Origin of the sequence: Klebsiella sp. MISC125 (assembly GCF_051131775.1) — a bacterium.
Lineage (GTDB): Bacteria > Pseudomonadota > Gammaproteobacteria > Enterobacterales > Enterobacteriaceae > Klebsiella.
Window position 1 is genome coordinate 4,339,376 of sequence record NZ_CP180448.1, and the last position, 22,971, is coordinate 4,362,346.

Below are 22,971 nucleotides of genomic sequence, written 5' to 3' on the forward strand. Positions count from 1 at the left end.
CGGCGACTGGCCGCTATGCCGGACGCTGAGTATACGCGTGACGAGCGACGATTTAACCAACATGAGAACCCATACGACGCCATGAGCGACGACAATTCACACAGTAGCGACACAGTAAACAGCAAAAAGGGATTCTTCTCCCTGTTACTCAGCCAGCTCTTTCACGGTGAACCCAAAAATCGTGACGAACTACTGGCGCTGATCCGTGATTCCGGGCAAAACGATCTTATCGACGAAGACACGCGCGATATGCTCGAAGGGGTAATGGATATCGCCGACCAACGCGTCCGCGACATCATGATCCCTCGCTCGCAGATGATTACCCTGAAACGCAACCAGACGCTGGACGAGTGCCTCGATGTCATCATCGAATCAGCCCACTCGCGTTTTCCGGTGATCAGCGAAGATAAAGATCACATTGAAGGGATTCTGATGGCCAAAGATCTGCTGCCGTTTATGCGCAGCGACTCGGAAGCCTTCAGCATGGAAAAAGTGTTGCGCCCGGCGGTTGTCGTGCCTGAAAGCAAGCGGGTTGACCGTATGCTGAAAGAGTTCCGCTCCCAGCGTTATCATATGGCTATCGTTATCGATGAGTTTGGTGGCGTCTCGGGTCTGGTGACCATTGAAGACATCCTTGAACTGATCGTCGGCGAGATCGAAGACGAATACGATGAAGAAGAAGATATCGATTTTCGTCAACTGAGCCGCCACACGTGGACGGTACGCGCGCTCGCCTCAATCGAAGACTTCAACGAAGCCTACGGAACCCACTTCAGCGACGAAGAGGTCGACACCATCGGCGGACTGGTGATGCAGGCATTTGGTCATCTGCCAGCCCGCGGCGAGTCTATCGAAATTGATGGTTACCAATTCAAGGTCGCAATGGCTGACAGCAGACGTATTATTCAGGTACATGTAAAACTTCCTGATGACGCGCCTCAGCCGAAGCTGGAAGACTAATCCAACGGGACGATTAACCTAAATGGTATTTGCCTCTCTTATTGAACGCCAGCGCGTACGCCTGCTGCTGGCGTTGTTATTCGGAGCCAGCGGAACGCTGGCTTTTTCACCTTATGATTTCTGGCCAGCGGCGATTATTTCGCTAATCGGTTTGCAAGGTTTAACCCTTAATCGTCGACCGGTGCAAAGCGCCGCTATTGGTTATTTCTGGGGGCTAGGCCTGTTTGGTTCCGGGATTAACTGGGTCTACGTCAGCATCGCGCAGTTCGGCGGGATGCCGGGGCCGGTCAACGTTTTCCTGGTTGTTCTGCTGGCGGCTTATCTGTCCCTTTATACCGGGTTATTCGCCGGTATTCTTTCGCGCCTGTGGCCGAAAGCCAGTTGGATACGCGTGGCTGTCGCTGCACCGGTAGTGTGGCAAATTACCGAATTCCTGCGCGGTTGGGTATTAACCGGTTTCCCATGGCTGCAATTTGGCTACAGCCAGATTGACGGGCCACTGAAAGGCCTGGCCCCTGTTATGGGCGTTGAGGCGATAAACTTCCTGCTGATGGTTGTCAGCGGCCTGCTGGTGCTGGCGCTTATGCAGCGTAGCTGGAAACCGCTGATCGCCGCCGTAGTGCTGTTCGCCCTGCCCTTCCCGCTGCGTTACATTCAGTGGTACCAGTTGCTACCGGAGCGAGCCACTCAGGTCTCGCTGGTACAAGGGGATATTTCTCAGGAGATAAAGTGGAATGAGGGCCACCTAGCCAGAACGCTGGAAACTTATCTGGATCTCACCCAGCCGCAAATGGGCAAATCTCAGCTCATCATCTGGCCGGAGTCGGCAATTCCGGATCTGGAAATTAACCAGCAGCGGTTCCTCAGCACATTGGACGATCTACTACGGTCGAAAAACAGCTCACTGATCACCGGCATCGTCGATGCGCGTCTGAACGCGCAAAATCGCTACGATACCTACAACACGATTATTACCCTGGGCAAAGACAATCCTTACAGCTACGACTCGAAGAATCGCTACAACAAGAACCACCTGGTACCGTTTGGCGAGTTTGTACCGCTGGAATCGATCCTGCGTCCGCTGGCTCCGTTCTTCGATCTGCCGATGTCCTCTTTCAGCCGTGGTCCTTACGTGCAGCCACAGCTTATCGCGCATAACATGCGTCTGACGGCGGCCATTTGCTATGAAATTATTCTTGGCGAACAGGTGCGCGATAACTTCCGCCCGGATACCGACTTCCTGCTGACCATCTCTAACGATGCGTGGTTCGGGAAATCTATCGGTCCGTGGCAGCACTTCCAGATGGCGCGGATGCGTGCGCTGGAGCTGGCCCGTCCGCTGCTGCGCAGCACAAATAATGGCATTACTGCCGTCATCGGCCCACGCGGTGAAATTCAGGAGATGATCCCGCAGTTTACTCGTGCCGTATTGACCACCAAAGTGACCCCGACGTCTGGTCTGACACCGTACGCCCGTACGGGGAACTGGCCGCTGTGGGCGCTGACCGTCCTGTTTGGTTTTGGTGCACTACTGATGAGCCTGCGAACTCGCAAGCAGTAAGCAAAATGGGGGGAATCGAACGCTCTTCCCCCCATGTTCCATTAGTCAACATCAGGAAGACAGGCTACGTCACCATACTGCGGATGACGAACGAGCACCCTCGGAGCAAGCGACTTATCGCGATCCAGCACCGTCAGCGCTTTTGCCCCCAACACCTATATCTGCTTGCCATCGGCTGAAAACCGAACTTGCCTTGCGCGGCTGGCAGGGTAAACCCCCACAACCTGGCTCGCATCCACGCTGAGCAGAACGATATATCCTTCTAACCCATAGGTCGATAGCGCGATATATCGACCATCCGGGCTTATCGCTTCAGCAGAATAGATACTTCGGCTGCACCATTGAGCCAGTAGCTTCGGCTGCTGTGATGTCTGGCTAATCCGTGAAATTCCCAGGCTGTCGGCAAAAATAACCTCACCCGTTTCCGGGCGAAAACCGACAACGCTCGTCGTCCCCTGGGTATCCCCCGCCGGATAATCCACCTTCTGGTGGGTACTGGTACCAATGCGCACAATATCGCTTCTCCCCATATCGGGGACCAAAAGCGTTTTTTCATCCGACGAGAGCGCAATTGGCCTTATGTTAGAGCCGCCACTCTTACCTGCTCCGTCATATTTTCCCAGTGGAATATCGCCGATCGGCTGATATGACGTAAGGTCAATAGCTGAAATAGTGTTGCTGGTCCGGTTCATTATCCAGGCACGCTTACCGTCGCGAGAAATCACCATCGCGTCCGGGCTACGCCCCGTTGCGATAGTCTGAATAACTTCCCCCGTAGCCACCCGAATCACCGACAATGAATCCGGTTCAAACCCTGTCGCATAGAGCCGCGTTTCATCCGGACTAAGCTTCAGCGCCCTGACCCCCCGATCGCCACAATCACTACAGCGCCCTTTGTAATTTGCGGCCCTTACCGTACCAGTAAACGTTCTCAAAACCTTGTGCTGTTCCAGGCTGTAAACCGTGATGGTGTTGTTATCCTCAACCGCCGCGTACAGCGTCTTTCCATCCTTACTCAGCGCGATGTCGTTAATGTCAGGTATCTCAGCCAGTGTCGTGCCGCGGGCCTCCTCATTGCTTACCGGCTCTGGCAGCCTGATCATATGCTTTTCACGTTCATCAGCCAGCACCTTTCTTCTCAGCTGCCGCTCTTTCTCGACGGACAGGGGATAAAACTCATCACGCAGGCTCGCCCTGACCTCCAGGTCCGATTCATCAATCTGCCGCTGCGCAAGCCACGTCCCGCCCAGCAACAACGCGCAGCAGCCGCAAAAGAGTAATGCATCCAGAAGCAGCTTTTTTCGCGAGCTCATCTGAATCAAAACCATTGCAAAACCAATAACCGCGCCGGCGCACAGGCCGCCAATATGGCTGGCGTTGTCCACCTCCTGCTGAGTACCGTACAACAGCGTTAGCACGACCATTCCAAGGGTCGAATACAGCACCCGCCGGTCGTTTTCACTGCGAGCAGCAGGATCGGCAAAAACCAGCGCGACTATTGATGCACCGGCCAGCCCCATAATGGCGCCGGACGCACCGATGCTGATAATCACCTGCGGCGCTAAAGACAAAAAATGGATGGCAGTTTCACCACCAGTTCCCCGGTCGCTCAGTGCATAGCAGGCGCTCACGAGAGAACCGAAAGAGCCGGATAGCAAGTACACAACCAACAGACGCCACCTGCCCAGCAATCTTTCAGCAACAGCGCCAATAACCGCCAGAGCAAGCATATTCAAGAACAGATGAGAAAAAGAGCCATGGAGAAAAAGGCTGGCAACCAGTCGCCAGGATTCGCCGGTTAACGTTAGCTCCGCAACGTTTGCTCCTAAGTGAATCAGCGTCGCGTGATTAATATCACCATCCACAGATGATCGAGAAAAATAGCCAAACCAAACCACGTTCAGGGCAATAAGGAGAAATGTTACATAAGGGATCTTAACGACGACGAAAGAAGGCGAGTTGAAATGTTGTGCAGCCATAGCGATTTTCTTCCCTGAAAATATGAACGCTAACAAGAACGCTATTTTAACTTAGAAATCAACTTATGCCGATGTGAACAGGGTGATATCTCACTCAATTCAGCTTACTTCACCAGGTTCTGGCACGTGAATTGCAAAATAAATCTTAGAGATGAATAGCATTCGTCTACTGGTTACACGCTTGCACCGACACGGAGCAAGAGCAGCACTTAAACAGTGCAGCAAAGGATTTATGCCTCTTATTGGTGCGGTACGCCTCGCAAAAATCAACAATATAAGAGCAAAATCTTTACATTAAGCCAAACTAAATGCTAACAAACACATACAAATGCTGCACGCAAAGATGGCAGCAATAAAAAGCACACACACTCACAATGGGCATCAATAGCGTCAATGACGCTGAGGATAAGGAGTCGGATATGCAATTACGTAAACTCGCCGCAGCAATGCTGGCCATAGGTCTGACCGCCAGCGCGGCGCATGCAGAAGATGCTGCACCTGCCACCGGGCAGAGCACTCTGGATAAAATTGCCAAAAACGGCGTGATCGTCGTTGGCCACCGTGAATCCTCCGTTCCGTTTTCTTACTATGACAACAAACAGCAAGTCGTCGGCTATTCTCAGGACTACTCCAATGCCATTGTTGATGCTATCAAGAAGAAGCTGAACAAACCTGACCTGCAGGTAAAACTGATTCCGGTCACCTCGCAAAACCGTATCCCGCTGCTGCAAAACGGTACTTTTGATTTTGAATGCGGCTCCACGACTAACAACCTCGAACGGCAAAAACAAGCGGCCTTCTCCGACACGATCTTTGTTGTCGGTACGCGCCTGCTGGTGAAAAAAGGCGGTGCGATTAAAGACTTCGCGGACCTGAAGGATAAAGCCGTTGTTGTGACGTCGGGAACGACCTCAGAAATTCTGCTGCATAAGTTGAACGATGAGAAAAAAATGAATATGCGCATCATCAGTGCGAAAGACCATGGCGACTCTTTCCGCACCCTGGAAAGCGGTCGTGCAGTGGCCTTTATGATGGATGACGCACTGCTGGCCGGTGAGCGAGCAAAAGCGAAGAAACCGGATAACTGGGAGATTGTAGGCACCGCTCAGTCTCAGGAAGCCTACGGCTGTATGCTGCGTAAAGACGATCCGCAGTTCAAAACGCTGGTAGACGAAACCGTCGCCCAGGCCCAGACCTCTGGCGAAGCGGCAAAATGGTTCGACAAATGGTTCAAAAACCCAATTCCGCCGAAGAACCTGAATATGAATTTCGAACTCTCTGAAGAGATGAAAGCGCTATTCAAATCACCAAACGACAAAGCTCTTAACTAATTAAAAAAAACAAGGGGCGGGAAATCCTGCCCTCCCGATTGTTACTACAGCACGGACAGACTATACGGTGGCTGGTCGTTCCCCAGCCGCCGTGAATACCGCAACAAGCTGAGCAACAATCTTCGAGGGTAGCGCTGCTACCCTTTTTTTTCCAGGAGTCATTTATGTCAATAGACTGGAACTGGGGCATATTCCTGCAACAGGCCCCGTTCGGCAACACCACCTATTTAGGCTGGCTTTGGAGCGGTTTTCAGGTCACCGTCGCACTGTCGGTAACGGCCTGGATTATCGCCTTCTTCGTCGGTTCACTATTCGGTATTTTACGCACCGTTCCCAATCGCCTGTTATCAAGTATCGGTACCTGTTACGTTGAACTCTTCCGTAACGTCCCGCTTATTGTGCAATTCTTCACCTGGTACCTGGTGGTACCTGAACTACTGCCGGAAGACCTTGGCATGTGGTTTAAATCCGAGCTGGATCCGAATATTCAGTTCTTTGTCTCTTCCATGTTGTGTCTTGGATTATTCACCGCCGCTCGCGTCTGTGAACAGGTCCGCTCAGGCATTCAGTCGCTGCCGCGTGGACAGAAAAACGCCGGGCTGGCAATGGGGCTGACGCTACCGCAAACCTACCGCTATGTTCTGCTGCCTAACGCCTACCGCGTTATCGTGCCACCAATGACTTCTGAAATGATGAACCTAGTGAAAAACTCGGCTATCGCCTCCACCATCGGGCTCGCCGATATGGCCGCACAAGCGGGTAAGCTGCTGGATTACTCGGCTCACGCCTGGGAATCGTTTACCGCGATCACTCTCGCCTACGTGTTCATCAACGCAATTATTATGCTGGTAATGTATGTGGTTGAACGTAAAGTTCGCCTGCCGGGCAATTTGGGAGGCAAATGATGTACGAATTTGACTGGAGTTCCATTATTCCCTCCATGCCATACCTTTTGGCTGGCCTGGTTATCACCCTAAAAATCACCGTTATCGCGATTGTTATCGGGATTGTCTGGGGAACAATTCTGGCCGTTATGCGCCTGTCGAGCTTCCTCCCGCTGGCATGGTTTGCTAAAACCTATGTTAACGTTTTTCGCTCTATCCCGCTGGTGATGGTCCTGCTGTGGTTTTATCTGATTGTTCCGGGCTTCCTGCAAAACGTTCTGGGATTGTCGCCGAAAACCGACATTCGCCTGATATCCGCGATGATTGCATTCTCCATGTTTGAAGCGGCGTACTACTCGGAAATTATACGCGCCGGTATTCAGAGTATCTCACGCGGCCAGTCCAGCGCCGCGCTGGCGCTGGGGATGACCCACTGGCAATCCATGAAGCTGATTATTCTGCCGCAAGCGTTTCGCGCCATGGTGCCACTGCTGCTTACCCAAGGTATCGTCCTGTTTCAGGATACCTCACTGGTCTACGTCCTGAGTCTGGCAGACTTCTTCCGCACCGCCTCCACTATCGGCGAGCGCGACGGAACCCAGGTTGAAATGGTCCTGTTCGCAGGGGCCGTATATTTTGTTATTAGTCTCAGCGCATCGCTGTTGGTCAGCTGGTTGAAGAAAAGGACTGTGTAATGATTACCCTGAAAAACGTTTCAAAATGGTATGGTCACTTTCAGGTGCTGACCGATTGCTCCACGGAAGTGAAAAAAGGTGAAGTTGTGGTCGTTTGCGGGCCATCAGGTTCGGGCAAATCAACGCTGATTAAAACCGTTAATGGTCTGGAACCCATTCAACAAGGTGAAATCATCGTTGACGGCACCACGGTTAATGATAAAAAAACCAATCTGGCCAAACTTCGCTCCCGCGTTGGGATGGTGTTCCAGCACTTTGAACTGTTCCCACATCTGTCAATTATCGAAAATCTGACGCTGGCTCAGGTCAAGGTGCTTAATCGCGATAAAGCCGCTTCCCGCGCCAAAGGGTTAAAATTACTGGAGCGTGTAGGTCTCTCAGCTCATGCAGATAAATTTCCAGCCCAGCTTTCCGGCGGTCAACAACAGCGTGTGGCGATTGCCCGTGCGCTATGTATGGACCCTATTGCGATGCTGTTTGACGAACCCACCTCTGCGCTTGACCCCGAGATGATTAACGAAGTACTGGACGTCATGGTTGAACTGGCTAATGAAGGAATGACCATGATGGTGGTGACCCATGAAATGGGCTTTGCCCGCAAAGTGGCCAACCGGGTGATCTTTATGGATGAAGGGAAAATTGTCGAAGATGCTGATAAAGAAGCCTTCTTCGCTAATCCTCAATCCGAACGAGCTAAAGATTTCCTCGCAAAAATTCTGCACTAAATTTCAGGCGTGTACGTAAAGTACACGCCGTCCCCCCTCAGACATACTCAATATGATTGAGTATTAAAATCAAAATAATCACATGTTATATATCAAACCTCATCTGTAATAATTCATAAGATGAAATAATCAATTCAAATAAAATTCAGGCTTTGTATCGTAGCCTGAATAATCTCGTATAGCTAACATAGCGCAACTTTTTACAACGACGCTGAGTATGTCGTTCAGTGATTTATTTTGGCGATTTATAAAAAATAAAATTTTTAAAGAGTGAGTACCTGATTCGCCTTACTGACAAAATAGCCCCAAGTCGGAGATAGGCAAGCTGGGGTATACTTATCAAATGAAACAAATGGACATTGCTTCATGAAAAAAAACCAAAAAAAACTGCTCAACGTTATTTTGATTTATCTATTTCTTTCAGCATCCACCTTCGCGAATGTATCCACCAGCCATACCAACCAGACTGAGCAGGATAAAGCACGCCAAAGCGCATTAAAACCTGAGCAACAGGAATATCAGTCATCACGATCTGGATCCTATAAACATAAATTAGTCTTTCCATCGGAAACAACGTGCCAATATATCAATAAGGTCGACATCATTTCCGAGGATGAAAAACTAACCCAGCGTCTGTTAGGTGGCATTGCTATCCAGGCGGAACACCAATGCCTGGGTATTGCTGGTATACGCATACTCACAGCAACCTTACAAAACGAATTAATTACTCAGGGTTATATCACTTCGCTTATTGATGTTCCTTCACAATCTCTGAATAGCGGTATCCTAAAAATTACGCTCACCTATGGTCACATTGGCGACATCACATGGTCTGCGGACAATAGAGCAGCAACCAGCCTATGGAACTCTATGCCCTCTGCCAGCGGAGACATACTGAAGCTGACCGATCTAGAACAAGGAATGGCTAACCTGCAGCGTACCCCAGGTTCATCAGCTCGAATGAAAATTGTTCCCGGACAAAAAAACGCTGAGAGTGATATTCAACTCACGCGTGATTTGACAAAGAAATGGCAAATCGGCGCCTGGTTGGATGACGCCGGAAGTCGCGCCAGCGGACGTTACCAGGGCGGTGGTGCACTTTATCTTTATGATTTAACCACCCTGAATGACATTTTGTACTTCTCAGCCGGCGGTGACGTTGAATTCAATCAACATGATGATGGTAACCAGAATAGCAGCCTTTATTACTCCATCCCCTTTGGCTACTGGTCATTAAGCCTCTACGGCTCACAGAGTGAGTATCTTCAACAATTTAAGGGTAACTACTCGGTTACTGAATATAAAAGTAAAAACCGTTATGCCAGTGCAACGCTGTCGCGCCTGCTTTCACATACTCGGCAACAGAAAACAACGCTGGATGCCCGCATAGCAAAGAGCACATCGCACTACTATTTTGGCGGTAGTGAACTCAGCGTAATGCGCAAGCAAAATCCGGTTTGGGAGTTAACCTTACGCCAGCAGCGTTACTTTGATAAAAAGATCGTCGAGGCCAGCCTGGGCGTACAGCGTAGTTTGCCCTGGCTAAGCTCCACGCCCACTCCGGAGGAGAAAGCCGGGCTCTATAGCAAACTTTCACGCGTGGTCCATTTGGATATCCAGGCCTATATGAAATTTGCCCCGACAGGCGATCGATTCAGCTACGCTCCGCATATCAATGCTCAATTTAGTCCTGACATATTATCTACCGATAATAAATTCAATATTGGTAACCGTTGGACTGTACGTGGTTTCGATGGCGAAAATACCCTTTCTGGTAACCAGGGCTGGTACTGGAGTAACGATTTTATTTGGGACATCCCCCACCCCGGCCAGCAGTTTTATTTAGGCCTGGATATTGGCCGTATTACCGGCGAGGAGCAATACAAAAAAGGAAAAGTCATCTCAGGTGCAGTAAGCGGACTTCGTGGAGAATTATTATCCACTCAGTATGATTTTTTTATTAGCACGCCACTTACCAAACCCGATAGTTTTCATACCGAACCGTTTAACCTCGGTTTTTCATTAAAATGGAGGTATTAGTACTGTCATTTATTCAAGCCAATTAATCGTTAATTTTCTCATCCAATAATATTTAAAGGTATAATTTTAATGTTTAAATTCAAATTTTCTTACGTCATGCTGGCGGCAGCGCTTAGCTCAAGCTTTGTTTACGCCGACCCAACCACCTATACCCACTCTTCTGGCACTAAAGTCATTGATATTGAAAAACCCAATGCGGCCGGTGTATCACATAACATGTATCGTGATTTTAATGTTGACAGCAAGGGCCTGATTCTCAACAACAGCGCTAACGATCTTAAACACGATTCGCTGGGTAACATAGCAAAGAACAATAATCTAGCTGATGGTAGCGCCTCCGTTATTCTTAATGAAGTTATCTCAGACAAATCCAGCGCGTTAAACGGTTTTATTGAGGTTGCCGGGCAGAAAGCTGACGTCATCATCGCTAACCCAAACGGTATCAGCTGTTCAGGCTGTAGCTTTATCAACACCAATAAAGCGGTTCTGACTACCGGTCAAGTCGCACTGGACGACACTGGTGCTATCTCAAAATATACCGTGACTAACGGCAAGATAACCATCGGGCAAAACGGGATGGATGCATCTAACAGCTATGCTGCACTATTAGCTGATGCAGTTGCTATTAATGGTACCGTTAACGCTGCTAATGCATTAGTAGGCGCTGGCAACTTTACTTTTAACAACAGTACCGGAGCGATGACTTCTGCAGGTAAGTCTGCAACAGTACTGCAGACTTTAATTCCCGAATACAGTATCGACATCAGCAATCTTGGTGGTATAAAAGCTAACAGTATTAGCATGGTCGGTAATAACCTTGGTTTTGGTATGCGTAATAAAGGGACGATCGTTACAAATACTAGTCTTTCAATGACCAGCAACGGCTTACTCACCAATGAAGGCTCCATTACCAGCAATGGTATGCTCACTCAGATAGTTTCTTCCGGAAATCTTAAAAATACAGGAAATATTTCCACTACCAATACCACACTGCTCAATAGTTTAAGTTCACTCACAAATAGCGGGACAGTTTCCAGCACTCGCCCTCTATTAGTCAATTCATCTGGAAATATTGAAAACACGGGTACTCTAAAATCGAGCACCGCATTGAGTGTAGCGACTAACGGTAACCTGAAAACAACCTATGGCTCTAATCTACTTTCTGACAACCAATTAGTAGTGACTGCTCTCGGAAATATTGATAATGGCGGTTCAACTCGAGGCCAAAATACAATCATGACCTTTGGTGGTAACACGCTTAAGGTAACAGGAAACGTTTATGGTTATGATACACTACTTATTCAGGCGAAGAAAAATGACTCCATGACATCTGGTGAAATAACGAACTCTGGTACTACCTCAGGAGGGTCGGTTACTGTTCAAACAAATGGTACGCTAGCCTTAACAGCCAATAGTCGATTACTTGCCTCAAAATCTCTGACATTGAATAGCCACTGGTTAAATAATGCCAACGGGTCCATCCGTGGCGATACCGCAACAATTAATATCAGCAATGCAGTCACCAGCAACTTCGGTGAAATTATTGGCGGCACGGTAAATATATCCACGTCGCATGATCTGCTTAACGAATGGCTTATCCAATCTTTTGGCGACATGACGATTGATACACAGAATAAAGGTAACATCATTAACCAAGAACTTATGGTCGCTAACGGCACTATGACATTAAACGCTAAAAATGTGATTAATGGTGGCTATAGCTGCGGTCTTTTCGGCTGGAATACATGTGAAGTCGGCACACTCAAAGCCAACAAACTGGTTCTGAACTCTTACCATAACTATGCAAGTAATATGGGGGGGAACCAATACTTCAAATTATCAGAGGTCAACAAAACTAACTAAGCGGCTCACTAAAACAGCACAATATGTTTACCTTTGCTGGCGTTTTTCGCGCCAGCAATTAATCATAAAGACCAAGAGTCTATCCCTGCAGGAGTGGTTGTTGAAGGTTGTTTAGACAAGGGCAGCGCTTCGATCCCCGAACGTATTCGTAGTGCGTGAGGATTTAACTCGCCTCCTCCCTTCCAGGATTCCTGAAGGACGTTCAAAGATAAATATTTGTGGCAACAGTCCAAAGCCAAACCAGAAAATAACCTTATGAAATAGGATCCAATTATAACTACCTGGATCGTTAGCTGTATCAGGCCTATAGCTCAATATTTGATTAAGATCACCATATGAAAACGTAGCGCTCTTATCCTATTACTTCTTTTTTCTAACATCGATGAATGCAATGGATAATGCAAACCTTGCTATTGGTATCGATCTCGGTACCACCAATAGTTTAATCGCCGTCTGGCAAAATGGTGCCGCACAACTCATCCCAAATAAATTTGGTCAATACTTAACACCATCCGTAATTAGTCTTGATGATAACAATCAGATTCTGGTGGGAAAACCGGCAGTTTCACGTAGAACTTCTCATCCAGCTAAAACAGCTGCATTATTTAAGCGGGCAATGGGTAGTAATACGAACTGGCAACTCGGTGATGAGTCCTTTTCCGCACCAGAATTATCTTCCCTGGTATTGCGCTCATTAAAAGAGGATGCAGAAGAGTATCTGCAGCAACCTATCCATGATGTCGTCATCTCTGTCCCCGCTTACTTTAGTGATGAACAGCGCAAACATACGCGCATGGCGGCACAACTGGCGGGCCTGAACGCGGTTAGATTGATAAACGAACCGACCGCCGCAGCTATAGCCTACGGGCTACATACTCGCCAGAATACGCGTTCACTCATCTTCGACCTCGGCGGCGGCACCTTTGACATCACCGTGCTGGAATACGCTTTTCCTGTGATTGAGGTTCGCGCTTCTGCGGGTGATAACTATCTTGGTGGAGAAGACTTTACTCGATTGTTGCTGGAGGATGCACTCAAACGCTGGCAATTAGATCCACTGAAAATTAGCCGTAATGCCCTCTCAGCCCTCTATAGCCAACTCGAAAGCGCAAAATGTAATGGGTTGTTCCCGCTCAGCTGTATGTGGCAGCATCAGGAACGTTTACTGGAAATCAGCTGGCACGAAGATGAACTGGAAACGCTATGGCTACCGCTGCTTAACCGCCTTCGCGCCCCAATAGAACAAGCGCTTAGAGATTCGTTACTGACCCCCGAACAGATAGACAGCCTGGTGCTGGTTGGCGGCGCATCCCAGCATGCTCTGGTACAGCGCATTGCCGTACGCCTGTTCGGAAAAATGCCGTATAAAAATTACGATCCCAGTACCATCGTAGCTCTGGGAGCCGCGACGCAAGCCGCTTGCCGCCTGCGTCATGAAGATATTGAAGAAGTAATCCTCACCGACGTCTGCCCCTATACCCTGGGCGTCGAGGTTTGCTCAAACGGCACTGACGGCGTGTTCTCGCCAATTATCGAGCGTAACACCACCGTGCCAGTATCAAAGGTCGAAACCTATTACACCCAACATCAGGAACAGAAATATATTGAAGTCAGCATCTACCAGGGCGAAAGCCATAAGGTGAAAAATAATATTCTGGTTGATGAATTGTCTATCGAGCTGACTAAAACAGGCTCCATTCAGTCGCTGGATATCCGCTTTAGTTATGATATCAATGGCCTTCTGGAGGTGGATGTTATCTTCCCTGATTCCGGCCAGCGGATCTCGAAGGTGATTAACCGCAGCCCGCTCCAGCTCAGCCAACAGCAAATTGACGCCAGTCGAGTACGTCTGGAAGCGTTAAAAATCTGCCCCAGAGACCTGCTGATTAATCGAACATTTAAAGCACAGTTGGAAGAAAAATGGTCTCGGGCATTAAGTGATGAACGCCAGTGGATTGGGCGCATCATTACCGAGTTTGAAAATGCACTGCGGGAAAACGACGCGCAGGCCGCCGAGAATATTCGCCGAGAAACCTGCGCGGAGTTGGGTATCGCGCTAGACCTCAATGCCCCTCTGAATTAAGGCATCTTATCTATATTATGCTGGAGCACGCGCTCCAGCAGATTTATACATCAGCCAAAAAGGTGCAAAATCCGACTTAACGCCCCAGCGACCAGAAAAATGTAGAAAATCACTTTAACAACGCTGAATACACTGAACGGTTTTGTATTGCTGTTGGCACTATCCGACTGATCGACACCATCTGCGGTCGACGTTTCTGCCCCTGGCGGCATCAGGGCACCAATAATCAGCGCCTCAAAGGGACAAAGATCGTCCGCCATCTGCCTCTCAACCAAAGGAATGTAGTGCTTTGTTGCTGGTAATTTCTGACGAACCAATAGCTCAGCGAGCTGATACAGAGGCCAGCGCGGATGCGAACGGTATTGTTTATCAATCTCCGGGAATTTACTTTGCAAAACACGCGTCACAAAACAACGGCTCAATGGCGATAATATCCCGCTATGCAGGGCTTCAGCCCACAGTAAACGCGTGCGGGCGCTGGTGCCGTGGAAGTAAGCCAACTCTTCACCCTCGCTGCCCCGCTGCTCATGCCTTTCAACTGCCAGGACCACCAGCGGATAGTCGTCAGGGCGATTCTGGCGGCACCAGTGCAGCAGCAGATTATCCATCTGCGTAGACGGCTCCTGTTTCCACAGAGCGCAAAGCTCAGGCAGCAGGCTGTCACCTTCACCACAATAAACACGCTGAGTATATTCATAATATTGTGGGCTGCTATTATCCGGTTCATCCTCTCTCCACGCTTTCGCAACGGGAATCAGCTCCGGGATCCCCCATTGCAGCGAGCTGTACCAACGCAGAAAACGTCGCTGGAACTGAAGATCATCCGGTACAATCGTTACGCCATGCTGATTGATAAACTGGGAAAAAAACGCGGGATGGTTGAAAAAAGATCCTTCCAGAGCAGCATAAAATGCGATGGTCTGATTTTGCACTTCTGCGGGTAAATGAAACAACAGCGAGTAATCGAACATATCGCCATGTTGAACGTCCCGTAGAAAATCTTCCAGTGCTTCTCTATCCACCGCTTCGCCGCCGTCAAGTCGCTCCCAGCTCAGCCGTTCCGCCAGCAGCCTCAGACACGTATACGAAACCGGATACGCTTCCTGAGCAATGGCGTACAGTGGCCAGCGCAGCCTCTCTACCAGCTTAATAGGGAGCGTGTTAATTTGCTGAATAAAACGCTGCCAGGCTGCTGGTTGAAATCGCCGTTCATCGCAGGCCAGCAAATCGCGAAACACTTCCTGGATTTCATTGATCTGCTGCGTATTCGCATCCAGCGCCACCACTGGCGCAGCGGGTTTTTTAGCTTCCTGCAAAGCGCTTTCATAAGCCTGACGCAGCGCTTTAAACCCCTGAGGATCGCTTTCCGGGTGGAACGACGGTAGCAATGCCAGGTAGGCCTGACGAATAGCATCTGCATCGTGGGTATACTCAATACCAAGAACTTCCCAACATGTTTTCATAGGTCGCTAACATCCTTGAGCGTTTCCGGGCATTCGGGATAATCCACTAATGGCCGCCACGGCAGCGTGGCGTAAAAACTATCCTCTTGTGACACAAGGTCCCGAAACATGCGTTCACCCGCTTTGTCATACTCTTTGCGCGCTAAAAATATTTTCAGCGCCTTCAGATCATCCTCTTCTGGCGATTGCCAGTACAACCGTCCTAGCGAGTAGGCGGCGTAATACTGCACCCAGCCGCTATAAAAATGCAGCGCCCGAAGATGCACCCGCGATTGCAGCCACAGGCTCTCCTCTTGCGTTAACCATTTATTGAGTACGCCCACTCGGCACAGAAACCCCATACGAACATAATCCCAGGCGCGTATCCCCCCTTCGCCACAGCACATCGCCGTTTCGGCAACAAACTGCGCGAAAGCGCGCCCTTTGTCACCCAGCCCATCACAGATAAGCGCCTGCCACTCCTGCGGCGAAAAGCGAAACCAATTGCAATAAAAACCAGCCAACTGTGTCGCATGACCATCATCCGTCATGCGATAAACGGTTTGAATTAATTCATCGCGATTTTCAATACCCCAGGAAGAGGCGAGATCGAAAAACTTCATTCCTTCATACATTTTTGGTGACGTGTGTGATGGGGAACAATCGTGGTTCAGAATTTCCATTGGAGTAGAAAGTGCAAATAATAAATATTGATCGTCTTTATTCATAAAGCAGTATCCATTGCTATCGATTTTATATTTCAATCGATAATGATATTTTGATCGTGTTATTCAGCCGTAATATACGGTGAGTATAAATCCAATGGAGATAAAAAGAACGAGCGGCATTTTCTTAAAAACAAAGGCCAATATATTTATGGGGTTTATATTGGCCTTCTGATTTATTCTGAATTCTACTCAACAACGCCCGACGCATCTTTATCACGCCGGGCCTCATTATTTATGGCTCGAATGGCCGACGCTGGAACTGATCGTGCCCGCATTTTGGGCAGCGTGGCAGTACATCCGGGGTATAGACTGGCAGATGGTAATGACACTTCTCACATACCAAATTTCCCAGTCCCACTACTTCACCACTGTGATAAACGCCGTGATGGCTGAGATCCTGAAAAACCTCACGCCACTCAAGCTGAGTTTTATCCGTAATATCCGCTAACTCCTGCCACAGGCTTTCTTTAATCACGCGCATAAAGACGCTATCGGTGAGTTCATCCTGACTCTCTTCATAGCTGAGCGCGAACTCCTCCAGATCACGTCTGACAGCGCGGATAACGTTCTCGATTTCGCTCTGCGTTAACTCGCCGGACTGGCTGATTTTAACCCTGGCCTGCTCCACCAGCGCATCAATATCGCGTTCTCCATTGCGTAACCGCTCGCTAAGCGTCGACACCAGCTCTCGGTAGAATTGAGCAACCTTGTTCATCATTTCGCCTCCGGTGTGGTTAACTTCTTATAATAATAGACGTTATTTTCCCGGTGCTTTGCCAGTTAGCCCACATAGTCGTGAAATTTCCTCCGCCGCTTTCATCCATGGAAAGTGTGCGAAAGGCTGTTTTGACGTTGGCGTTTGGGCTATGCTATGCCGATCTGAAATAACACATCCATTGGCTACGCTTTGTAGCTGTATTGAACACAGGACCACTGGCTGCCATGCAAGAGCAATACCGCCCGGAAGAGATAGAATCGAAAGTCCAGCTTCACTGGGACGATAATCGTACATTTGAAGTAACTGAAGACGAGAGCAAAGAGAAGTATTACTGCCTGTCGATGCTTCCTTATCCTTCTGGTCGACTACACATGGGCCACGTGCGCAACTACACCATCGGCGACGTGATTGCTCGTTACCAGCGTATGCTGGGCAAAAACGTACTTCAGCCTATCGGCTGGGATGCATTCGGTCTGCCTGCTGAAGGTGCAGCGGTAAAAAATAACACCGCTCCGGCCCCGTGGACCTACGACAACATCGCCTACATGAAAAACCAGCTGAAAAAGCTGGGATTCGGCTATGACTGGAGTCGTGAAGTTGCGACCTGTACCCCGGAATATTACCGCTGGGAGCAGAAGTTCTTCACCGAACTGTATAAAAAAGGTCTGGTCTATAAAAAGACCTCAGCCGTTAACTGGTGTCCGAACGATCAAACCGTTCTCGCCAACGAACAGGTTATCGATGGCTGCTGCTGGCGCTGCGATACCAAAGTTGAGCGTAAAGAGATCCCGCAGTGGTTTATCAAAATCACCGCCTACGCGGACGAGCTGCTGAACGATCTGGATAACCTGGATCACTGGCCGGATACCGTGAAGACCATGCAGCGCAACTGGATTGGTCGCTCTGAAGGCGTCGAAATCTCCTTCGACGTGAACGAGTATGCTGACAAGCTGACGGTCTATACCACCCGTCCTGACACCTTTATGGGTTGCACCTACCTGGCCGTTGCAGCGGGTCACCCGCTGGCGCAGCAGGCTGCTGCCAACAACCCAGCGCTGGCTGCCTTTATTGACGAATGCCGCAATACCAAAGTTGCCGAAGCGGATATGGCGACCATGGAGAAAAAAGGCATTGATACCGGCTTTAAGGCAATTCACCCGCTGACCGGCGAAGCCATCCCGGTATGGGCGGCAAACTTTGTGCTGATGGAATACGGTACTGGCGCAGTGATGGCCGTTCCGGGCCACGATCAGCGCGACTACGAGTTCGCCAGCAAATATGGTCTGAACATTAAGCCGGTTATTCTGGCTGCTGACGGGTCTGAACCTGATCTGTCCGCTCAGGCGATGACTGACAAAGGCGCGCTGTTTAACTCTGGTGAGTTCAGCGGTCTTGATCACGCAGCGGGCTTCAACGCTATCGCTGACAAACTGGCTTCTCTCGGCGTTGGCAAACGTAAGATCAACTACCGCCTGCGTGACTGGGGTGTATCCCGTCAGCGCTACTGGGGCGCGCCGATCCCAATGGTCACCCTGGAAGATGGCACCGTAATGCCAACGCCGGAAGATCAGCTGCCGGTTATCCTGCCGGAAGATGTGGTGATGGATGGGATCACCAGCCCAATCAAGGCCGATCCTGAGTGGGCGAAAACCACCGTCAACGGTCAGCCAGCGCTGCGTGAAACCGATACTTTCGACACCTTTATGGAGTCTTCCTGGTACTACGCGCGCTATACATGCCCGCAGTACGACGAGGGAATGCTGGACCCTAAAGCGGCGAACTACTGGCTGCCGGTTGATATTTATATTGGCGGTATCGAACACGCCATCATGCACCTGCTCTACTTCCGCTTCTTCCACAAGCTGATGCGCGATGCGGGCATGGTTAACTCCGACGAACCGGCTAAACAACTGCTGTGTCAGGGGATGGTGCTGGCGGATGCCTTCTACTACGTCGGCGAAAACGGCGAGCGCAACTGGGTTTCCCCGAAAGACGCGACCGTGGAACGTGACGAGAAAGGCCGTATCGTTAAAGCCTTCGACCCGCAAGGCCGCGAGCTGGTGTATACCGGCATGAGCAAGATGTCTAAGTCAAAAAACAACGGCATCGACCCGCAGGAAATGGTTGAGCGTTACGGCGCGGATACCGTGCGCCTGTTTATGATGTTCGCCTCTCCGGCAGACATGACCCTCGAGTGGCAGGAGTCTGGCGTAGAAGGTGCTAACCGCTTCCTGAAGCGCGTCTGGAAACTGGTTTACGAACACACCACCCAGGGGGCTGTTGCTGCGCTGGATGTTGCCAGCCTGAGTGAAGATCAGAAAGCGCTGCGCCGCGACGTGCATAAAACGATTGCCAAAGTAACCGATGATATCGGCCGTCGTCAGACCTTCAACACCGCCATTGCGGCGATTATGGAGCTGATGAACAAGCTGGCGAAAGCGCCGCAGGAAAGCGAACAGGATCGCGCACTGATGCGTGAGGCTCTGCTGGCGGTCGTGCGTATGCTCAACCCGTTCACCCCTCATGCCAGCTTTACTCTGTGGCAGGAGCTGGGCGGCGAAGGCGACATTGACAACACGCCGTGGCCGGTCGCTGATGAAGGCGCGATGGTTGAAAACACCACACTGGTCGTCGTCCAGGTAAATGGTAAAGTTCGTGGTAAAATTACCGTTGCGGTGGATGCAACCGAAGAGCAGGTTCGTGAACGTGCTGGTCAGGAACATCTGGTCGCGAAATATCTTGACGGTGTGACCGTACGTAAAGTCATTTACGTTCCGGGTAAACTGCTCAATCTGGTCGTTGGCTAAGCGCGGGAGGAAGCGTGCGATATCTGGCAACATTGGTGTTATCTCTGGCGGTGTTAATCACCGCCGGTTGCGGCTGGCATCTACGTAGTACTACGCAGGTTCCAACCGCAATGAAAACCATGATCCTCCAGTCGGGCGATCCGAATGGTCCATTAAGTCGTGCGGTCCGTAATCAGCTGCGTCTGAACGGTATCGAACTGGTCGATGCCAGCACTTTGCGCAAAGATATTCCTTCTTTGCGTCTGGAATCATCGTCGATTCAGAAAGATACAGCATCTATTTTCCAGGATGGCCGTACGGCAGAATATCAAATGGTGATGACGGTGAATGCCAGCGTGCTGATCCCGGGCCATGATATCTATCCGATCACGACCAAAGTCTATCGCTCGTTCTTCGATAACCCGCAGGCGGCGTTAGCGAAAGATGCTGAGCAGGACATGATCATCCAGGAGATGTACGATAAAGCCGCGGAACAACTGATCCGTAAGCTGCCAAGCGTTCATGTCGCGGATGTCGAAGCCACAAAAGAGGATGAGAAGCCGGTCGCCACGACCCCAGCATCTTCAACCTCCGGCAACCGCGTCTCCACTACGCTGGGTAACTGATGATTCGGTTGTACCCGGAACAGCTCCGCGCGCAGCTCACTGAAGGGCTGCGCGCGGCCTATCTGCTGCTTGGCAACGACCCACTGCTGTTGCAGGAAAGTCAGGACGCGATACGCGAAGCCGCTGCTGCCCAGGGCTTTATCGAACACCACTCCGCCACTATTGATGCCAGCACCGACTGGTCTGCCCTGTTCTCTCTGAGCCAGGCGATGAGCCTGTTTGCCAGTCGTCAAACGCTGCTGCTGATACTGCCGGAAAACGGTCCTAATGCCGCCATCAATGAACAGCTGGCGACGCTTGTCGGCATGCTTCACGACGACTTATTGCTGATTATTCGTGGCAATAAGCTAACAAAAGCTCAGGAAAACGCCGCGTGGGTGACAACCCTTGCCAATCGTGCGGTACAAGTGAGCTGCCAGACGCCGGAATATGCCCAGCTACCGCGCTGGCTCGCCGCACGCGCAAAACAAAATAATCTGCAGCTTGATGACGCAGCCAGCCAACTGTTGTGCTACTGCTATGAAGGCAATCTGCTGGCACTGGCGCAGGCCCTCGAACGTCTGTCATTACTGTGGCCTGACGGCAAACTGACGCTACCGCGCGTTGAACAGGCGGTGAATGATGCCGCTCATTTCACCCCTTATCACTGGGTTGATGCGTTACTGGCAGGCAAAAGTAAGCGCGTCCTGCACGTGCTGCAACAACTGCGTCTGGAAGGCAGCGAACCGGCAATTCTACTGCGAACACTCCAGCGTGAGCTGCTGCTGCTGGTGAACCTGAAACGACAGTCTGTTCATACGCCGCTGCGTTCGTTATTCGATAAGCATCGGGTGTGGCAGAATCGCCGGCAACTGGTCAGCGATGCTCTCGCTCGCCTCAGCGCCGACCAGTTACGTCAGGCCGTCACGTTATTGACCCGTGCAGAACTCACCTTCAAGCAGGATTACGGACACTCCGTCTGGCCCGAGCTGGAAAGTCTCTCTTTGTTGCTCTGCCATAAAGCACTGGCAGACGTTTTTATTGATGGTTGATATGACTCAGTTGCAGGCTATGTACGGCGGCACCTTCGATCCGGTGCACTATGGTCACCTTAAACCGGTGGAAATTCTGGCTAACCAAATCGGTCTGAATAAAGTCATTATTGTACCCAACAATGTGCCGCCGCACCGCCCGCAGCCCGAGGCCACCAGCGACCAGCGTAGGCACATGCTGGAGCTTGCCATCGCCGATAAGCCTTTGTTCATCCTTGACGATCGTGAACTTAAACGTGATACACCGTCATATTCGGCGCAAACATTGCGGGAGTGGCGCCAGGAGCAAGGGCCGAAACGACCGCTGGCCTTTGTTATTGGCCAGGATTCGCTTCTCACCTTTACCACCTGGCACGACTATGAAAGCATTCTTGATAACGTTCATTTGATCGTTTGCCGACGTCCGGGCTATCCGCTGGCAATGGATTGCGAACAAGATCAGCTGTGGCTGGACAAACATCTGACCCACGATGTTGAGCGCCTGCACAGCAGCCCGGCAGGCGTTATCTATCTGGCCGAGACGCCATGGTTTGATATCTCTGCGACAATAATCCGCCAGCGTCTTGAGACGGGTGAATCCTGCGCCGATATGCTGCCAGCAGCAGTACTGGACTATATCCGCCAGCAAAAGCTTTATTGTTGACCCGGCGCTGGCGATGCCGCTGATAAACAGAGTATCGTTGTGCTTCGTCTCTTTCCTCATTAGCGAGGTTAATCATGAAATTATGGTTAGTTCGTCACGGTGAAACCGAGGCCAACGTCGCGGGCCTGTACAGCGGGCATGCTCCAACTTCATTAACCGAACGTGGCGTCAGGCAAGCGCACGCCCTGGGAAAGCGCCTTCATGCTGTCCCCTTCCAGCGCGTATTTTGTAGTGAACTCGAACGAACCCAACGCACGGCCAGCCTGCTGCTTGGCGAACGAGAAATTCCCCAACAATATTTTCCCGAACTCAATGAAATGTTCTTTGGCGACTGGGAAATGCGCCACCATAGGGATTTACAGCATGAGGATGCGGAAAACTACGCCGCCTGGTGCGCCGACTGGCAGCACGCCGCCCCCACCAACGGTGAAGGCTTTCAAGCGTTTGCCCAGCGGGTTTCCGGCTTTACCGCCACTCTCCCTCAGTATCAACAGCTTGAGCATCTGTTAATCGTCGGTCATCAGGGCGTCCTTAGCCTGTTGATTGCCCAATTGCTCAACATGCCGGCGGCCTCAATGTGGCACTTCCCCATCGAGCATGGCGCATGGAGCATGGTCGATATCCAGCCAGATTTCGCCACGCTTCGGGTGCTAAATAGCCAGGCCGTTTGGCTAGCGGAAGAAGAATTGCGCGCAGACCATTGACAGGCCAAAGCAGGCTGTTATTCTCCGCAGCCAGGCTGCACCCGCCATTTGAACTTTGCAGAAATTGTTTTACAAAAATGGCGATGCAATCATCGGCGATGGATGGGATGATAGCCGCCTTCACCGCCTGTCTATCGACATTTATCCCGACTTTGTCACCAGTTCGGGTATA

General features: G+C 50.4%; 17 protein-coding genes and 1 pseudogene. 14 read left to right on the forward strand and 4 right to left on the reverse strand.

Annotated features, from left to right (window positions below; all coding sequences use genetic code 11):
• The first annotated feature begins 81 nt into the window (after nt 1-81).
• Together corC and lnt are read left to right on the forward strand one after the other, a co-directional pair.
• Complete coding sequence (gene corC / locus ACMYSL_RS20495; RefSeq protein WP_110273348.1) at nt 82-960, forward strand: CNNM family magnesium/cobalt transport protein CorC; 879 nt, start codon at nt 82-84, stop codon at nt 958-960.
• A 22-nt stretch (nt 961-982) separates the two neighbouring features.
• Nucleotides 983-2,521: an apolipoprotein N-acyltransferase gene (gene lnt, locus ACMYSL_RS20500; protein ID WP_434659778.1), complete on the forward strand. Its 1,539-nt coding sequence runs from the start codon at nt 983-985 to the stop codon at nt 2,519-2,521.
• A 41-nt stretch (nt 2,522-2,562) separates the two neighbouring features.
• On the opposite strand, the pseudogene ACMYSL_RS20505 reads toward lnt, so the two are convergent.
• A pseudogene (locus ACMYSL_RS20505) lies at nt 2,563-4,500 on the reverse strand (rhomboid family intramembrane serine protease).
• Between the two features lie 419 nt (nt 4,501-4,919).
• Between ACMYSL_RS20505 and ACMYSL_RS20510 the strand changes: the two are divergent.
• The 7 genes from ACMYSL_RS20510 to ACMYSL_RS20540 all read left to right on the forward strand — a co-directional run bounded on the left by ACMYSL_RS20510 (nt 4,920) and on the right by ACMYSL_RS20540 (nt 14,121).
• Nucleotides 4,920-5,831, forward strand: a complete 912-nt coding sequence (locus tag ACMYSL_RS20510; protein ID WP_434659780.1) for an amino acid ABC transporter substrate-binding protein — start codon at nt 4,920-4,922, stop codon at nt 5,829-5,831.
• Between the two features lie 164 nt (nt 5,832-5,995).
• Entirely contained in the window at nt 5,996-6,736 is a 741-nt protein-coding gene (locus tag ACMYSL_RS20515) for an amino acid ABC transporter permease (RefSeq protein WP_181483045.1), read from the forward strand.
• Complete coding sequence (gene gltK / locus ACMYSL_RS20520) at nt 6,736-7,410, forward strand: glutamate/aspartate ABC transporter permease GltK (RefSeq protein WP_434664181.1); 675 nt, start codon at nt 6,736-6,738, stop codon at nt 7,408-7,410. The genes ACMYSL_RS20515 and gltK overlap by 1 nt, the downstream gene beginning before the upstream one ends.
• Nucleotides 7,410-8,135, forward strand: a complete 726-nt coding sequence (locus ACMYSL_RS20525; RefSeq protein ID WP_110273342.1) for an amino acid ABC transporter ATP-binding protein — start codon at nt 7,410-7,412, stop codon at nt 8,133-8,135. Before gltK ends, ACMYSL_RS20525 begins: the two co-directional genes overlap by 1 nt.
• 366 nt (nt 8,136-8,501) lie before the next feature.
• On the forward strand, nt 8,502-10,175 hold the full coding sequence (locus tag ACMYSL_RS20530) for a ShlB/FhaC/HecB family hemolysin secretion/activation protein (RefSeq protein WP_434659783.1): 1,674 nt from the start codon (nt 8,502-8,504) through the stop codon (nt 10,173-10,175).
• A 69-nt stretch (nt 10,176-10,244) separates the two neighbouring features.
• A complete protein-coding gene (locus tag ACMYSL_RS20535) occupies nt 10,245-12,038 on the forward strand; it encodes a filamentous hemagglutinin N-terminal domain-containing protein (RefSeq protein WP_434659785.1) in 1,794 nt (597 codons plus the stop codon).
• 391 nt (nt 12,039-12,429) lie between these two features.
• Nucleotides 12,430-14,121 (forward strand): Hsp70 family protein, encoded by a 1,692-nt coding sequence (locus ACMYSL_RS20540; protein WP_434659787.1) that lies wholly within the window; start codon nt 12,430-12,432, stop codon nt 14,119-14,121.
• A 50-nt stretch (nt 14,122-14,171) separates the two neighbouring features.
• Here the strand turns inward: ACMYSL_RS20540 and ACMYSL_RS20545 are convergent, their stop codons facing one another.
• The 3 genes from ACMYSL_RS20545 to ACMYSL_RS20555 form a co-directional block, all read right to left on the reverse strand.
• Nucleotides 14,172-15,584 carry a J domain-containing protein gene (locus tag ACMYSL_RS20545; protein WP_434659788.1) on the reverse strand — a complete coding sequence of 471 codons (1,413 nt, stop codon included), beginning with the start codon at nt 15,582-15,584 and terminating at the stop codon, nt 14,172-14,174.
• The gene (locus tag ACMYSL_RS20550; protein WP_434659789.1) at nt 15,581-16,291 is read right to left on the reverse strand and encodes a DUF1266 domain-containing protein; all 711 of its coding nucleotides are present in this window, start codon (nt 16,289-16,291) and stop codon (nt 15,581-15,583) included. The genes ACMYSL_RS20545 and ACMYSL_RS20550 overlap by 4 nt, the downstream gene beginning before the upstream one ends.
• Before the next feature lie 232 nt (nt 16,292-16,523).
• The gene (locus tag ACMYSL_RS20555; protein WP_014228404.1) at nt 16,524-17,006 is read right to left on the reverse strand and encodes a zinc ribbon-containing protein; all 483 of its coding nucleotides are present in this window, start codon (nt 17,004-17,006) and stop codon (nt 16,524-16,526) included.
• A 227-nt stretch (nt 17,007-17,233) separates the two neighbouring features.
• Here ACMYSL_RS20555 and leuS point away from each other — a divergent pair, with 227 nt between their 5' ends.
• From leuS to ACMYSL_RS20580, 5 genes are all read left to right on the forward strand, one after another.
• Entirely contained in the window at nt 17,234-19,816 is a 2,583-nt protein-coding gene (gene leuS, locus ACMYSL_RS20560; RefSeq protein WP_434659790.1) for a leucine--tRNA ligase, read from the forward strand.
• 14 nt (nt 19,817-19,830) lie between these two features.
• A complete protein-coding gene (gene lptE, locus ACMYSL_RS20565) occupies nt 19,831-20,421 on the forward strand; it encodes an LPS assembly lipoprotein LptE (RefSeq protein WP_181483054.1) in 591 nt (196 codons plus the stop codon).
• Entirely contained in the window at nt 20,421-21,452 is a 1,032-nt protein-coding gene (holA, locus tag ACMYSL_RS20570; RefSeq protein WP_434659791.1) for a DNA polymerase III subunit delta, read from the forward strand. Before lptE ends, holA begins: the two co-directional genes overlap by 1 nt.
• Nucleotides 21,445-22,095: a nicotinate-nucleotide adenylyltransferase gene (gene nadD, locus ACMYSL_RS20575; protein ID WP_182236936.1), complete on the forward strand. Its 651-nt coding sequence runs from the start codon at nt 21,445-21,447 to the stop codon at nt 22,093-22,095. Before holA ends, nadD begins: the two co-directional genes overlap by 8 nt.
• A gap of 74 nt (nt 22,096-22,169) precedes the next feature.
• On the forward strand, nt 22,170-22,799 hold the full coding sequence (locus tag ACMYSL_RS20580) for an adenosylcobalamin/alpha-ribazole phosphatase (protein ID WP_434659792.1): 630 nt from the start codon (nt 22,170-22,172) through the stop codon (nt 22,797-22,799).
• Nucleotides 22,800-22,971: the final 172 nt, after the last annotated feature.

Excerpts from the sequence above, each read along its gene's own strand:
- corC (WP_110273348.1), top strand. The coding sequence starts at position 82 with ATGAGCGACGACAATTCACACAGTAGCGACACAGTAAACAGCAAAAAG.
- lnt (WP_434659778.1), top strand. The coding sequence starts at position 983 with ATGGTATTTGCCTCTCTTATTGAACGCCAGCGCGTACGCCTGCTGCTG.
- ACMYSL_RS20510 (WP_434659780.1), top strand. The coding sequence starts at position 4,920 with ATGCAATTACGTAAACTCGCCGCAGCAATGCTGGCCATAGGTCTGACC.
- ACMYSL_RS20515 (WP_181483045.1), top strand. The coding sequence starts at position 5,996 with ATGTCAATAGACTGGAACTGGGGCATATTCCTGCAACAGGCCCCGTTC.
- gltK (WP_434664181.1), top strand. The coding sequence starts at position 6,736 with ATGTACGAATTTGACTGGAGTTCCATTATTCCCTCCATGCCATACCTT.
- ACMYSL_RS20525 (WP_110273342.1), top strand. The coding sequence starts at position 7,410 with ATGATTACCCTGAAAAACGTTTCAAAATGGTATGGTCACTTTCAGGTG.
- ACMYSL_RS20530 (WP_434659783.1), top strand. The coding sequence starts at position 8,502 with ATGAAAAAAAACCAAAAAAAACTGCTCAACGTTATTTTGATTTATCTA.
- ACMYSL_RS20535 (WP_434659785.1), top strand. The coding sequence starts at position 10,245 with ATGTTTAAATTCAAATTTTCTTACGTCATGCTGGCGGCAGCGCTTAGC.
- ACMYSL_RS20540 (WP_434659787.1), top strand. The coding sequence starts at position 12,430 with ATGGATAATGCAAACCTTGCTATTGGTATCGATCTCGGTACCACCAAT.
- ACMYSL_RS20545 (WP_434659788.1), bottom strand. The coding sequence starts at position 15,584 with ATGAAAACATGTTGGGAAGTTCTTGGTATTGAGTATACCCACGATGCA.
- ACMYSL_RS20550 (WP_434659789.1), bottom strand. The coding sequence starts at position 16,291 with ATGAATAAAGACGATCAATATTTATTATTTGCACTTTCTACTCCAATG.
- ACMYSL_RS20555 (WP_014228404.1), bottom strand. The coding sequence starts at position 17,006 with ATGAACAAGGTTGCTCAATTCTACCGAGAGCTGGTGTCGACGCTTAGC.
- leuS (WP_434659790.1), top strand. The coding sequence starts at position 17,234 with ATGCAAGAGCAATACCGCCCGGAAGAGATAGAATCGAAAGTCCAGCTT.
- holA (WP_434659791.1), top strand. The coding sequence starts at position 20,421 with ATGATTCGGTTGTACCCGGAACAGCTCCGCGCGCAGCTCACTGAAGGG.
- nadD (WP_182236936.1), top strand. The coding sequence starts at position 21,445 with ATGGTTGATATGACTCAGTTGCAGGCTATGTACGGCGGCACCTTCGAT.
- ACMYSL_RS20580 (WP_434659792.1), top strand. The coding sequence starts at position 22,170 with ATGAAATTATGGTTAGTTCGTCACGGTGAAACCGAGGCCAACGTCGCG.